This is a genomic window from Waltera acetigignens (genome assembly GCF_025567015.1).
Classification (GTDB): domain Bacteria; phylum Bacillota; class Clostridia; order Lachnospirales; family Lachnospiraceae; genus Acetatifactor; species Acetatifactor acetigignens.
This window is the reverse complement of sequence record NZ_JAOQJO010000017.1, coordinates 38,955-53,736: the sequence shown is the minus strand read 5'-3', so window position 1 is coordinate 53,736 and position 14,782 is coordinate 38,955. Positions and strand designations below refer to the sequence as shown.

Below are 14,782 nucleotides of genomic sequence, written 5' to 3'. Positions count from 1 at the left end.
AGACATAAGTCAACAAAAATGCAGAGACCATCTGAGGAAAGCATACGAAAGAAAATCGTGTAGCTGCCGCAGATGGTCTTTCTTGTTGGCGTTTCTTAAGAAATACCGGATAACATTTAAACAAATTTTAAGGATTTCTGTCGTGACGAATACAGCAGATTATGGTATTATCCTAGAAGATGAATAGGAATAAAAGAGTGCAAAATCAGGTATGTGGAAGTGAGGTACAGGATGAGCGATAAGGAAAGAGACTCCATTCAGGAGATGGAAGATATACAAAAGGGTCTGGAAGCCTTTTTACAACAGGAGATGCAGGAAATGCAGGCATCCGGGGCGGGAGCCCGCCGCAGTACGGGGCGCCCGGCGGCGAATGCGGGGACACACTCTGCGGAGCGTGAGGCAGCCCGCCCGGCTCCGCAGATGTATGATATGAGGGAAGATGACGAGGAAGAGGAGGAACTGGATGTGATCGGATCCGACAGAAGAGCAGGATCCCGTGAGGACTATGCAGAGGACTGGGATGATCCCACATACCGCAGGAGACAGGCAGCCCGCAGAGAGACGGCACGTAAGACTTCAGAGAGTCGTAACGGTGGCGGCCGTAGCAGTAACGCTGATCACCGCAGACAGGAGACCTCAGGCAGAACCCGCCGCAGCAGACGGGATGACTATGTAGAGGACTATGAGGACGATTATAACGATAGAAAACGCTCCGGAAGAAGATCCGGAAAGCGTGAGGAGATAGACCCGAAAGCGGATAAAAAAAGCAGAAAAGGAAATAAAAAGGTCGCTAAGGGCGGCAGGAAGAAGAAAAAGTTAGGACTCAAGCGTTTCCTGATCGCAGTGGCGCTGATCCTTGTATTCCTGGCAGCAGGATTGTATGTGCTGGTAGGAAAGGTCTACGGAGAGATGAACTATGAGAAGATCGAGTCTGTAGCTGCTTCCCCCATGAAGGAAGACGGTGTGACCAATATCCTGCTGATCGGTAACGACTCCCGTGAAAACGGCGAGGACGGAAGATCGGATGCCATGATCCTGCTGTCCATCAGCAACAAGACGAAGAAGATATACATGACATCCCTGCTCCGTGATATGTATGTGGACATTCCGGGACATAAGGGCAATCGTCTGAATGCGGCATATTCCTATGGTGGCGCAGAACTGCTGATGGAGACTATTGAGCAGAATTTCGATATTCATATTAGCCGCTATGTACTGGTGAACTTTGAAGCATTTGCCAATCTGGTGGATGCAGTGGGCGGTGTGGATCTTGAGCTGACCAGCAAGGAAGTGGAATATGTCAACGGCTATCTGGTGGAATACAACATTCTGCTGGGAAGACCGGAAGGTACCGACTATTTTGAAGATACTTCCGGCGGTATGGTACACCTGAACGGACCGCAGGCACTGGCGTATTGCAGAAACCGTTATATCGGTACGGATTTCGGCAGAACCGAGAGGCAGAGAAAGGTATTGGCAGAGGTGATCCACAAGCTTCCGCAGGGAATGCTGACCAATCCCCAGGAGCTGATCGATGGTCTGATGCCGAATCTGACCACGAATCTGACCCAGACAGAATGCTATCGGCTGAGCCTTATGGCACCTAAGGCCGTGACTTACGATATTATCCAGAACAGCATTCCACTGGAGGGCACCTATAAGGATGCGACCATCCGTAAGATGGCAGTGCTGGAAGTGGATTTCGAAGCCAACAAGAAATTCCTGCAGGAGAATCTGTACGGAGACGGAGACATCACTTCCACATCGGAGGCTTCTGCGGAATGATATTATAATTGACGTATGAGAGTCAATGTGCCAGCAGGATTGACGAACGGCGAATGGGATCATGATAGTTGCGAAGCAACGGTAAGCACCAAAGATGCGGATCATGCTACGATAATGAGGGAGCAGCTTATGGGGTATCGAAAACAAAGGTTTGCAGCACTGTTCTGTGCAGCGGCAGTCATAATACTTGGTGGATGTGGCGATGATCTGACCCAGCAGGTCTACATTCCGGGAAGGGAAGATCTGGCGCAGCCTATCGGCGGTTACAATGCAACTACGCAGGCTGGGCAGACGGCAGAAGATTCTGCTACGGGGGCACAGACAGGGACGGCTTCCGGTGGAGAGAACGCAACAACATCGGGATCTTGCCATGACTCCGGTGATTTGACGGGTGAACGTTATACGATCACCATCTCCGCAGCAGGGGATGTAACGTTGGGAAATCATCAGGAACAAGACTACAGTGCCTCCTTCCGTCAGGCCTATGATCAGGCGGAGGACGAAGGTTATTTCTTTGAAAATGTGAGAGACATCTTTGCGGCGGACGATATGACCATCGTGAATCTGGAAGGGCCTCTGACCACATCGGAACAGATGCGGGAGGGACAGACCTACTGCATCAAAGGGGATCCAGCCTATGCTCATCTGCTGACGCTGGGGAGCATTGAGGCCGTCAGCTTCGCCAACAATCACCGCCTGGATTATGGCGAACAGGGAAGCCGGGATACTGTGGTGGCATTAGAGCAGGAAGGGATCATTTATGCTTATGATAAAAATGTGGGTATCTATGAGATCCCGGACAGTGCGGCAGCCCACGGCGGAGAGCGGAACCTGAAAATAGGAATAATCTCTGTCAATGAGGTAGAGTGGGGCGCACAGGCGGAAAAGCTGATCCAGAACAATATCGAGACCCTGCGGGAACAGAATGTGGACCTGATCCTGGCCTGTTGTCACTGGGGGATCGAGAAAGATACTTATCCGGAGAATTACCAACAGGTACTTGGCAGAAAATGCATTGACTGGGGTGTGGATCTGGTCATTGGTCATCATCCCCACGTCCTTCAGGGAATCGAAGAATATAAGGGCAGATATATCATCTATAGCCTGGCGAATTTCTGCTTCGGAGCGAACCGGAACCCGGCAGATAAGGATACCATGATCTTCCAGCAGACCTTTACATTCGAAAACGGACAGAAGGTGGAGGACCGGAATGCCAGGATCATTCCCTGCATGGTGAGTTCTGTGTCCACCCGGAATGATTTTAAGCCTACTCCGGCAGCAGGTGAGGATAAGAAGAGAATTTTGCAGCGTATGAATGAATACAGCCGGGATTTCGGTGTCGAATTTGATGAAAACGGCGGGATTCTCGTGAATTAGATGAGAGAGCGGCAACGCGGAAAGGAAACGGTCCGATCATGGAAAAAGCATTTAAACTGGATTTTGTCAATGATAAAACAGGAAGTCTGTATGTGAACTGCTGCGGATGCTCCCAGACGGCACCGCTGCACAGCTTCGGACCGGCCTCCAAGCCACATTACCTGATCCACTATGTCCTGAGTGGTAAGGGACATTTCCGGTTTCACGACAAGGAATACCGGCTGGAGGCGGGTTACGGTTTCCTGATCCAGCCCAATGAACTGGCTTTTTATCAGGCGGATGCGAAGGATCCCTGGAGTTATCTGTGGGTGGGATTTGCCGGAAGCCGGGCAGAAGAATATTTACATAGCATGGGACTGTCAGACAGACATCCTATTTTTTCATGTGATAAATCAGAGGAACTATATTCCATTGTCCGGGATATGATGGAGCATAATACCTTTGGCATTGCGGATGATCTGCGGCGGAACGGACTGCTGGGAGTATTTCTGTCGGTGATCGCCGACAGCGCCGGTGTGGTGGCAAGAGAGGAAGAGGATAAGGGGAACCAGTATGTGAAAAAAGCGGTCTCCTTTATCCAGAGCAACTACTGTAACCCCATCAAGGTCACGGATGTGGCGGACTATGTGTGTATCAACCGCAGCTATTTATATACGCTGTTCCAGAACTATCTGGGGATGTCTCCCCAGCAGTTCCTTACTACCTTCCGTATTACCAAGGCGAGAGAGCTTCTGGACTCCACGAATTATCCTATCGAGAGTATTGCATTGTCCTGCGGATACAGCGATGCCCTGGTATTTACCAAGGCCTTTCACGCTATGAAGGGAATGTCCCCTTCGAAGTACCGCAAGGAAAGCCACAAGGAGAGCACAAAAGAACAGCTCCAGGAGGTCGAGGGCCTGATCGCCCGGCTCCTGAAGCCATAGATGAAACTATAAAACCAAACAAGAAAGGGTGCCGCTGTGCGACACCCTTTTGTATTTGACTATTTCTTACTTTCCAGATTTTTCTCTACATACTCCAGAATATAGAAATTATCCTCCGGCATCTGGCAGCCTACGATGAACAGACCGTTATCATCGGAGCAGCGGATGATACGTCCTTCCAGCACATTGTGATCCGGGAGGGCGAAATCATGGATAGTGACAGTGACCGAGGCATTCTTACTCTGGGTGAAAATATTGTCTGTCGCCAGGAAAGCAAAGCCGTTGGCACTGATATTATCCATGGTGGCCGCATATTCCGTATCAGAATTTTTGAACTTGATGGTGCAGGCATTGTTCAGATCCATACGGGGGTATTTACGGCGGTTATTGATCCTGGGTCTGGTATTAATGATGATTTTGAAGGCATGAGCACCCTTTTCAGGAGCGGGAGAGATGACTGCCTTGTCCCAACAATACAGGATGTTGCCTGCGGTGATCTGTAAGGTACAGGAAGCGGTATCTGTGAGTGCTAGCTCCTTCTGACAGGATACCAGCAGACCCTCCGGAATCTGTTCGATCAGTTCTCCAAGGTATTCCGTATCTCCCTGGCCGGCTACTTTCAGATCGATCTTCATACCTGGCTGAATATCTTCGATACCCATGAAGCCGCCGATACCCAGATCACACATCATGTTCTCCATGACATCCTCGATGGTGTTGATATTGGAAGCGGTTTCTTCGTATTTACTGAGCATACGCTCACTGGTCTGGCTGGAGTGTGCAATACAGCCGGTGATAGTCTCCACGATGTTGGATACCTGTTCCATATTGGATACCAGCTGGGTATTGGAGCTTTCGACTTCTTTAATTGCGTTATCAACTACCTGAATATGTCTGCCGAGCTGTGCGGAATCAGATGCGATCTGATTTACATTTTCACCGGTATGTGTTACCTTTTCCAGGGTAACCTGAATCAGCTTCAAGGTCTCTTCAATGGAAGCGGTCATCTTAGCGGAAGTAGCATCCAGACGGGACAGAGCTTCTCTGATCTGTCCGGAGGAAGCGTGGGTTTCAGTACTTAAGGTACGGATCTGATCAGCTACCACTGCGAAGCCCTTGCCTGCTTCACCGGCTCTGGCAGCTTCAATGGAAGCGTTTAAGGCCAGCAGGTTCGTCTGATTTGTAATTTTTTCGATGGTACCGGTCTCCTGCTTCACCATGCCAAATTCCTGCTGGAAATTCTGCAGGACATTTTCCAGCTCCGTAGAAAGCTCTGACATCGTGGTGGCAGTGCTTACCAAACTTTGCAGATCTTTTGCACTGACACTGGAATGGGATTCGGTTTTCCCGACCAGAGATACCATTTCGCTGATGAGTGCCACAACATTTTCCACCTGGGCACGGATGTCGGAAGTCATCTGTGTGGAAGAGGTCGTCCGATCCTGCAGCATATGGTTATTATCCGTCAATTCATTCATACCCAGCATGACCATATCGGAACCGTGCTTGTTCTCAGAAGCCAGTTCTCTGACAACGGTAATGCCGTCCAGAATGGTATTGCTGGATGTCTTGACCTGTTCTACGGTGGTCACCACTCTGTGAAGGTCGGCTTTGATACTGTCGGTCATGGCACCGTCGGACTCGTTCAGATGGCGGATGGACATGACATAGCAGATGTAACACAGGATGATACAGGACAGCTGCAGCTGGTAATTCTTCATATCGGAAGCACTGTTAAAGCCCAGCATGTAGCGGTAGACGGCAGCGCCCACAATGATCAGAGAGTTGACGATACCGCAGTTGATCATGAATTTCCGGTTCTTATACAGGACCAGTAAGCTTGTCACCGGAAGGATGTAAGTGAATGCGATGGGTGACGCTGTGGTACAGATTACAAAGGTATAGAAGATGCCGTAACCGATGACCAGATCGTAGCGGTAGAGCTCCGTTGCCCAGCCCTTTACACGTAACAGCACTTCGCCGAAGATCAGAGGCAGCCAGCACAATGCCAGGAAAATAAGGTAAGAAGTGGTGGGATATAATCCCCCGGACGCATCGGAGCCATAGTTGGCACTCAGTAAAACAGCAAAAACGATCCAGATCTTACGGGCTTTCCGATTAGCTTTTTCTTTGAAAACATTTTCGTCGTATGTCATGATACGTATCCTCCTTTACAGTCATCTCCGGTATGTTCAAAAAAATGAATCAAATGGTGGATCACTTCCCTGCTTTCCGGAAGATCCGGGTAAAAAGCGCTGAACGCATGGGTCAGGCGGGGATCCTTCGGGTAGTTGATCAGTTTATGGGGCATCTGATGTCTGCGCAGAGCCTTTTCAAAATTCAGAGTATAGCTCTGAAGATTATCGTTGTCACTGGTGATCAGGAGACTGGGTGGCAGGCTGGTCACGATGTCCGGGTGCTCCGGAGATACATAGGGGGCAAAAGCACTTTTTTTATAATGCCGGCCGTAGAGATATCTGGGGAGGAAAAGTCCGATCTGATCCAGGCGGTTCGTATAGAACATACCGCTGACCAGGCCAAGTGCCCGGACTGGCAGGTCAGAAGGGGTTACTCCGGCAGCCTGTGCCAGTGCAGTGCTTCGCTGCATGGCGATTCCGTAAGTCAGCAGACAGGCACCGCCGCTGTCACCGCAGGCATATATGTGGGAAATGTCACCGCCGTATTCCGTCAGATGATCCCGGATAAAATCCAGTGCCAGATGCAGGTCAGTTAGTTGGTCATAGAAGAGACAGTCCGGTATCAGCCGGTACTCAATGCTGAATACCAGATACCCCGCCTCACAAAGGGAGGCACAAAAGGGACGGTTGAATTCCTTGTTCCCTATGAGGAGGCCTCCGCCATGTACGTTGACGATGACCGGGAGAATCTCTCCGTCCCGTCCCCTGGGACGGTAGACATCCAGACGATGTGCCGGAACATGCTTCTCGTCATAGAAAATATCCGATTGTAGGAAAACATCTTCCGGAAGAGGATATTCTTTACCCCTGGAAGCGCAGCTTTGTTCGAATGCCGCCCGCTGCTTATAGAACATTTCACATATAAAGCTTTTCATGTGTACTCCTGATTCTGACTGTATATGTTTCAAAAAAGGAAAGTATTTGTCGAAAAATAGCGATATGCAGTCTTTAAAAGAATACCACAGAAATGAAAGGATTAAAATAGAAAAATGCAACATTCTATTATGGAATGTTGCATTTTGTCTTGCACTACATATTTCGGCTGACCATGTGAAAACTTTAGTCTTTTTTATAAAAATCGCTAATACGTTATTTCTATATCATTATAGCAATTATAAAGGCCGCATGTCATAGCTGTATGTCACGAAATACAGCATCTTTGTCATCCTGTTCAATCCCCAGATAATGTTTTGTGATCTGAAAAGAAGAATGATTGTAAATCTCCATCAGCAATGCGGGCGGAGTTCCCATTTTCCATGCATGGTAGCCGAAGGTCTTCCGAAGGGAATGGCACCGGATCACGTCTTCGATTCCTACGGCTTCAGCAGCCTTACGGACAATGCGATAGGCCTGATAACGGGAGAGCGGGGAACCGGTTTTTCTGGGGCTGGGGAAGAGGTAGTCTGTGTCGGCTATGGAAGGCTGTGTTGTCCGGTAGGACAGTAATGTTTCCTGAAGTTCTTTGTTGATCAGGATTCGGGTCTCTTTTCCTGTTTTCTTTTCTGTGATCAGAAGATGAGTGTAAAAACGTCTGCGTTCTCCACAATAGACGTCACCCCAGGTGATATGAAGGATGTCGTTGATGCGCAGTGCGGTGTTCAGACCGATCAGGATAATGGTGTAATTCCGGAATTCCGGCTGTTCGGTAAGATAGTAGTTTTTGAAATCATGTAAAAGCTGTTTGCTGCGGATAGGTTGTGTTGTGCTCATAGTGGCCTCCTTGAAATGATAAATGAATTTGGGAAATGCAACATTCCATAATAAAATGTTGCATCAGTGAGAAACAGCAGGCAAGGAAGGCTGAACAGAGCAAGGAGGTTATTATATGCTGCGTCTGACCGTTAGTCCGGAAGAATACCTGATGATCAATGATAATATCAAGATCGTGTTCCTGGGAGGAACCAAGAATCATCTCCGCATCATGATCGATGCACCGAGAGAGGTGAACATCGTGCGAAGCACGGTGCTGGAGAACCAGATCACAGATCCGGAGGAGAGAGCGAAGCTTCCTAAATATTATGCGGAAGAAGAGCACCCGGAGAAGTACCGCAAAAAATCCAACGTGATCATCACAAAGGGAAATGCGGACAAATAATTTCATATGGTAATAACTGGAGGAAGAGCGGCTCTGTCAGGGCCCGACAGGGAAGCTCCTACTCCGGTTACTATAAAACTAAAAACAAGTATCTGGGAGAAAAGGATTTCTCAATAACAATACAGATACGCACACTGCCGCAAAAGGAATTGGGCAGTAATACAAGGAGGTAAATATTATGGTAGTACAACACAATCTTACAGCTATGAACTCTAACAGAATGTTAGGCTTAACCACCGCTTCTCAGGCAAAGTCCACCGAGAAACTGTCTTCCGGTTACAAGATCAACCGTGCAGCGGATGATGCAGCAGGCCTGTCCATCAGTGAGAAGATGAGAAAGCAGATCAGAGGTCTGACACAGGCTTCCAGCAATGCTCAGGATGGTATCAGTGCAGTACAGACTGCTGAAGGTGCTCTGAACGAAGTTCAGGACATGTTACAGAGAATGAACGAACTGGCTGTAAAGGCTGCTAACGGAACTCAGGCTGAGAATGACAGAAGCTACATCCAGAACGAGATCGATCAGTTAGTAACTGAAATCGACCGTGTATCCACCACAACCAAGTTCAATGAGAGTTACCTGTTAAAGGGTGTAAATCAGGATGGAACTGCCGCAAAGCTTACCTATAAGACAGCAAGTGGAAATATTACAGATATTGATGAAAATACAGGTAAGAAAGAATATGCTTTGGGTACTGCAACTAAAAAAACTGTAACTGACAAAGGTGAGTATAATGTTTCTACTGTTGAAGTTATGGGCAAAAAATATGGATTGGTTACAGGTATTAAAGACGCAGATACGGCAGGCGGTAAAACCTTATCTGAGAAAGAAGCTTTAGCTGACGCAAAAGCTAATGCAGACGTAACTGATGGAGCATTTGCTACACAGGATGAATTAATCGCACAGATCAAGAAAGATCTTAATGAAGCGGGTGCTGGTGATATTAAGTCAATTAGTGTTGATAAGGATGGTAAAGTTACCGTAGAGGCATTTGCAGATTTGAATGCTTCCTTAAATTTCAGCCTTCATGTAGGTGCTGATTCTACAGAAGACAATAAGATTGATGTCGATATTGCTATGATGAGTGCTCGTGGGCTTGGTGTAAACGGTATTCAGGTATCTGGTGATGATGATACCAAGGCTACCGCTGCTATTGATACCATTTCCGCCGCAATCCAGAAGGTTTCCACCCAGCGTTCCGCACTTGGTGCTGTTCAGAACCGTCTGGAGCACACCATCAACAACTTGGACAATGTAGTTGAGAATACCACCAGCGCAGAGTCCGCTATCCGTGATACCGATATGGCTACTGAGATGGTTAAGTACTCCAACAACAACATCCTGTCTCAGGCAGGTCAGGCTATGCTGGCTCAGTCCAATCAGGCTAACCAGGGCGTACTGTCTCTGTTACAGTAAGCTTAAGCTGAGATCAGGTTGTTTCCAAAGAGGAACGAACCATATCTGTAAGAGTTATGTAAGAACCAAAGGGCAGTCCATGATGGGCTGCCCTTTTTGGGTTCTTATAAGGCCTTTTGATCATCCAAAGATTTCCTTTCCAATTCCTTCGAAAAATTATCATAGTAATCCATGGCTGCCTGTGTAGAAATAGAAAGCTCAGCATCATATTCGAAAAAGTTCATATCAATGTGCCCCTTTTACATAATTTTTTGTGCTTTTGAGAATTCATTTTCAAATTCCTTTGAAAATTTTTCGTAATAGTCAATGGCAGATTGTGTAGGGATTGATAGTAGAGTCTCTAACTTGTGGATTGCATCCTCTTTTGACAAGTTAAAGTCCTTACATGACCGAACAATTTCTTTTGCTCTGCCTTCCTCTACGCCATCCTTGTAAATAACTCTCTTTTCCGCCTCAGCATCATACTCAAAAAACACCATATCAATAACCTCCTTCTTATTCTCAAGCAAAAATTCCTTCAAAATATCCCTCCTGATACATACGTCCACGGCCTGAACGATGGCCTGACGGTTTGGATACACCTTTGCCTGCTCACGGACTTCTGCGACAAACTGGGCGTACTCCTTTAAAATCTGGCAGGCATCCATCAGCTCGGAGTTGAACCCGAGATTGATATTGATTACCTGTACCTGTAATTCAAGCTGAGGAGTCTCTTCCTTATTCCGGTAGGCGCTGGACAGCTTCAGGGTGCTGTATTCCGGGAGAGGATCCGTCCCGTTATAAAACACTACGAAATGCGGAGTATCCAGCATCTGTAACTTGTTGGAATAAAGCAGGTCATCTGAGTTCATCTTTGAATATTCACTTGCCAGATACAGCAAAAAGCGATACGGCATATTGGGATTCAGGGTGGACTGGTGCTCAAAAAACCATAGATCAAAATCCACCACAAATGACAGGTCGTTCTGCAAGCTTAGGTAAACCGCATTTTCCAAAGTTGTAATATGCAGTAGCTCCGGATCTTCATAATGCGAGTGATTCAGCGCATTGTACAGCGCGAGCAGCTTCTCCTTGTCATGAAATATTTTCCGGAACACCAGATCCTTATAATTCCGCTTTCCGGAAGCCGGTATTGCCACAGCCACATTCCCCGGCGCAGCAGCTATCGCATTCCCATACGAAATTTCTTCCGCAACAAAATTTTTCCAGAATCTCGACACAGTATTCATCAAATACTCCTCCGAGAAATAGTTGCCGGTTATATTATTTTGTTTTAACTCCATAAATCTCCTTTCTGTTGCAAAATAAATGTAAAAATAAAATAAAACAAATATTTTCCATATAAAATAAATAATAAGGGAAACTTTGACCACTGACGGGTCTATAAGAATTTTTGAAAGAAGAAAAATTACTTCCAATACCACCATACCATAGGGATTCCTTATTGGCAAGTCTGAAAAATGTTACAGAACGCTTCTAAAGTTTTACTTTCCCGGCATTTTGGGGTAAGATAAGCAGTATAGATTCCTAAGGACACAGAAAGAGAGGGTTACTATAATTATGAGATTTCAGGACATGCCTTACGAGAGAATAGATTTTGCCAAAGTACAGGAAGAGATGGGAGAGCTGATCCGGGAGCTGGATGCGGCGAAGAGCGGTGAAGAACAGTTCGAGGTGCATAAAAAATATTACGCGATGACCGATCGTGTCATGACGCTGATGACCATTGCGAACATCCGCTTTGACATTGATACTTCCGACAAGTTTTATGAGGAAGAGCATAAATACTACGATGAGCAGGGACCGGTATTCAGCAATCTGGTGCTGGCTTATCAGAAGAAATTATATGAATCCCCCTACAGAGCTTATCTGGAGGAGAAGATCGGTCCGGTAGCATTCAAGAATATGGAGCTGGCACAGAAGTCCATGAGCGAGGCGCTGATCCCGCTGATGCAGGAGGAGAATTCCCTGACCATGGAGTATGATAAACTCATTGCCAGTGCCAAGATCGACTTTGACGGCAAGGAACTGAACCTGTCCCTGTTGCGGCCCTATCTGGTGAATTGCGACCGCAATGTCCGCAGACAGGCATGGGAGAAAATGAGTGACTTTTTCCGGAAAAATGAGGAGCAGCTGGATACCATTTACGACAAACTGGTGAAGAACCGTACCGCACAGGCCAGAGCCATGGGTTACGAGAATTATCTGGAACTGGGGTATTACCGGATGAACCGCAACTGCTACGGCAAGGACGAGGTAGAGGCTTTCCGCAGGCAGATCAAGGAGTATTTCGTACCCTTTGCAGAGAAGCTGCATGACCGCAGAAGACAACGTCTGGGTCTGGAGAAGCTCAGCTATATCGACGAACAGGTATACTTTAAGAACGGCAATCCGGCGCCCACCGGCACCCCGGAAGAGATCATGGCAGCAGGCCAGAAGATGTACCGGGAACTGTCCCCGGAGACTGCGGAATTTTTTGATTTCATGATGGAGAACCAACTGTTTGACGTATTGGGCCGCAAGACCAAGAAAGCTGGCGGTTACATGACTTATCTGCCTCTGTACCATGCACCGTTTATCTTCGCTAACTTTAACGGTACCAGCGGTGATGTGGACGTCATCACGCATGAGTGTGGTCATGCGTTTCAGGGGTATCTCGCTGCACAGGATCCTATCAGAGAGCATGCGGATATCGGCATGGAGACTGCAGAGATCCATTCCATGTCCATGGAATTTTTCACGGAAAAGTGGATGAACCTGTTCTTCGGCGACAGAGCGCAGGATTACGTGGAAATGCATCTGGAGGATGCGGCTGCGTTTATTCCTTACGGCTGTATGGTGGATGAGTTCCAGCATATCGTCTATGAGCACCCGGAGCTGACCCCTGCCGAGAGAAAGCAGGCATGGAGCCGTCTGGAGCGGGAGTACAAGCCCCACCTGGATTACGAGGGAGATCCTTTCTTCGGACAGGGAGGCTTCTGGCAGAAGCAGCTGCACATTTACGACTACCCTCTGTATTATATCGATTATTGTCTGGCACAGACCTGCGCACTACAGTACAAGGTGAAGATGGATGCCGATTTTACAGAGGCGTGGAAGAGCTATCTGAAGCTGTGCAGGCTGTCCGCCAGTGATTTTTACACTAATATGATCAAAGAAGTCGGACTGGACAGTCCTTTTGAGCCCGGATGTGTGAAAAATATCGTGGAAAAACTTGAAAAATATGTGAAATAGCTTTCTTTTTCCGCAGAAATACGGTAAAATAAGGAGTCATTGGGACTTAAGACACCAGGAAGGAGACATGTAAGCAATGTCTAAGAATGAAAAAGTTACAGAAAATAAAGAACAAACAGAACAGAAGGTCATGACCAAATATGACCGTAAGGTACAGAAGCGTAAAGAGGAGAAGGAAAAGGAGAAAAAGGAAGAGCGCATCAGCACGGCCATCGGCATCGTAGTGCTTGTGGCTCTGGTATGTCTGGTAGCATCTTTCCCCATCCGTACCTATCTGGCAACTCATGAGACCTATGTGGTGGTCAATGGAGAAGCTGTAAACAAGGTAGAGTTCGATTACCAATACAACCTGACCAAGAACAATTATATCACCCAGTACGGCAGCTATCTGACATACTTCGGACTGGATACCAGCAAGGATCTGTCCACCCAGATGTATTCCGATACTCTGACCTGGCAGGACTATTTTGAGCAGAATGCTGTAGAGAGCCTGAAGCAGAATAAGGCGCTGATGGCAGAAGCCAAAGCAGCCGGCTTCACCTACGATACCACGGATGAGTACAACACTTTCAAGGAGACCATCAAAACCTCCGCTGCATCCGCAGGCATCTCCGAGAAGGAATATGTACGTTCCATCTACGGAAGCTATGCAACCATGGGCCGTATCGAAGAATATGTGAAGAACGACATGGTAATGAACGCTTATTATCAGAAGCTGCAGGAGGACAATGCTCCCAGTGATGATGAGATCCAGAGCTATTATGAGGAAAATAAGGCAACCTACGATTCCGTAGACTATCGCCTGACGACCATTGAGGCAGAATTGCCTACAGAACCTACCGAACTGGCAGATCCCGTAGAGGAGACTGCTGCAACCACCGATACCACTGCAACAGACGGAACGGCAGCTACAGATGCAACAGCTTCCGACAGCACCGATACCGCTTACCAGCCTTCCGATGCTGAGATCGCCAAGGCAATGGAAGATGCGAAGGTACTGGCAGATGATGCGGAGAAGACCGTGGCAAAAGACGGCGAAGCACACGAGAATGAGAAGAAGTCTTCCGTGAACTACCTGATCTCCGACTGGCTGTTTGATGATGCCAGAAAGGCAGGAGACACCACCGTCATTACTAACGACAACAGCCATTGCTACTATGCCGTGGCATTTGAGAAGAGATATCTGGATGAGACTCCTTCCGCAGATGTACGTGTGATCATTCCCACCGAGGATAAGACCGGTGAAGAGATCCTGGAGGAGTGGAAGAGCGGTGCAGCTACCGAGGACAGCTTCGCAGAATTGTGCAAGAAGTATACACAGGATACTTCTGCAGTAGAGAACGGCGGTCTGTTCGAGCAGGTGACCAAGACCGGTATGACAGAGGAGCTGAGCAACTGGATCTTCGACAACAGCCGTCAGGCAGGAGATACCGTAGCCATCACTGTCAGTGACACCACCTATGTACTTTACTACATCGGACAGGATCAGCCCGAGTGGAAGATCAACATCAAGAATACGCTAGTATCCGATACAATGAGTCAGCATATGCAGGATATTACCGCAGATGTAACAGTAGAGGATCCCAAGGGTAAACTGAATTACCTGAAGGTGCAGGCAGAGGAATCCGCAGCCGCTGAGACCGCGACCGCAGAGACCCAGGAGATCACCGAGGAGCAGACTGCTGCTACCGAAGAGACCGCAACACAGGCACAGTAAAGCTTGCTCAGGAACAGAACATAGACAACAGAC

General features: G+C 47.7%; 11 protein-coding genes. 7 read left to right on the top strand and 4 right to left on the bottom strand.

Going from position 1 to position 14,782, the window contains the following annotated elements; translation table 11 throughout:
- The first annotated feature begins 231 nt into the window (after positions 1–231).
- The 3 genes from OCV96_RS15160 to OCV96_RS15150 are packed head-to-tail and all read left to right on the top strand — an operon-like array spanning position 232 to position 4,088.
- Positions 232–1,785 (top strand): LCP family protein, encoded by a 1,554-nt coding sequence (locus tag OCV96_RS15160; protein WP_262594837.1) that lies wholly within the window; start codon positions 232–234, stop codon positions 1,783–1,785.
- A 27-nt stretch (positions 1,786–1,812) separates the two neighbouring features.
- Positions 1,813–3,162, top strand: a complete 1,350-nt coding sequence (locus tag OCV96_RS15155) for a CapA family protein (RefSeq protein ID WP_262594836.1) — start codon at positions 1,813–1,815, stop codon at positions 3,160–3,162.
- Between the two features lie 38 nt (positions 3,163–3,200).
- The gene (locus OCV96_RS15150) at positions 3,201–4,088 is read left to right on the top strand and encodes an AraC family transcriptional regulator (RefSeq protein ID WP_022313554.1); all 888 of its coding nucleotides are present in this window, start codon (positions 3,201–3,203) and stop codon (positions 4,086–4,088) included.
- 59 nt (positions 4,089–4,147) lie between these two features.
- Here OCV96_RS15150 and OCV96_RS15145 read toward each other — a convergent pair whose 3' ends face one another.
- The 3 genes from OCV96_RS15145 to OCV96_RS15135 all read right to left on the bottom strand — a co-directional run bounded on the left by OCV96_RS15145 (position 4,148) and on the right by OCV96_RS15135 (position 7,996).
- A complete protein-coding gene (locus OCV96_RS15145; RefSeq protein ID WP_118730791.1) occupies positions 4,148–6,244 on the bottom strand; it encodes a methyl-accepting chemotaxis protein in 2,097 nt (698 codons plus the stop codon).
- Positions 6,241–7,161 (bottom strand): alpha/beta hydrolase, encoded by a 921-nt coding sequence (locus OCV96_RS15140; RefSeq protein ID WP_022313556.1) that lies wholly within the window; start codon positions 7,159–7,161, stop codon positions 6,241–6,243. Before OCV96_RS15140 ends, OCV96_RS15145 begins: the two co-directional genes overlap by 4 nt.
- Before the next feature lie 253 nt (positions 7,162–7,414).
- Entirely contained in the window at positions 7,415–7,996 is a 582-nt protein-coding gene (locus OCV96_RS15135; protein ID WP_022313557.1) for a tyrosine-type recombinase/integrase, read from the bottom strand.
- A gap of 115 nt (positions 7,997–8,111) precedes the next feature.
- On the opposite strand from OCV96_RS15135, the gene OCV96_RS15130 reads away from it, so the two are divergent.
- Positions 8,112–8,381, top strand: a complete 270-nt coding sequence (locus OCV96_RS15130; RefSeq protein ID WP_022313558.1) for a carbon storage regulator — start codon at positions 8,112–8,114, stop codon at positions 8,379–8,381.
- A gap of 178 nt (positions 8,382–8,559) precedes the next feature.
- Positions 8,560–9,798, top strand: a complete 1,239-nt coding sequence (locus tag OCV96_RS15125) for a flagellin N-terminal helical domain-containing protein (protein ID WP_262594835.1) — start codon at positions 8,560–8,562, stop codon at positions 9,796–9,798.
- A gap of 239 nt (positions 9,799–10,037) precedes the next feature.
- Here the strand turns inward: OCV96_RS15125 and OCV96_RS15120 are convergent, their stop codons facing one another.
- Positions 10,038–11,081, bottom strand: coding sequence for an RpnC/YadD family protein (locus OCV96_RS15120; protein ID WP_262594834.1), 1,044 nt, complete (start codon positions 11,079–11,081; stop codon positions 10,038–10,040).
- 277 nt (positions 11,082–11,358) lie between these two features.
- Between OCV96_RS15120 and OCV96_RS15115 the strand changes: the two genes are divergently transcribed.
- Together OCV96_RS15115 and OCV96_RS15110 are read left to right on the top strand one after the other, a co-directional pair.
- Positions 11,359–13,032, top strand: coding sequence for a M3 family oligoendopeptidase (locus OCV96_RS15115; RefSeq protein ID WP_262594833.1), 1,674 nt, complete (start codon positions 11,359–11,361; stop codon positions 13,030–13,032).
- 76 nt (positions 13,033–13,108) lie between these two features.
- A complete protein-coding gene (locus OCV96_RS15110) occupies positions 13,109–14,749 on the top strand; it encodes a peptidylprolyl isomerase (RefSeq protein WP_117465377.1) in 1,641 nt (546 codons plus the stop codon).
- Positions 14,750–14,782 lie beyond the last annotated feature (33 nt).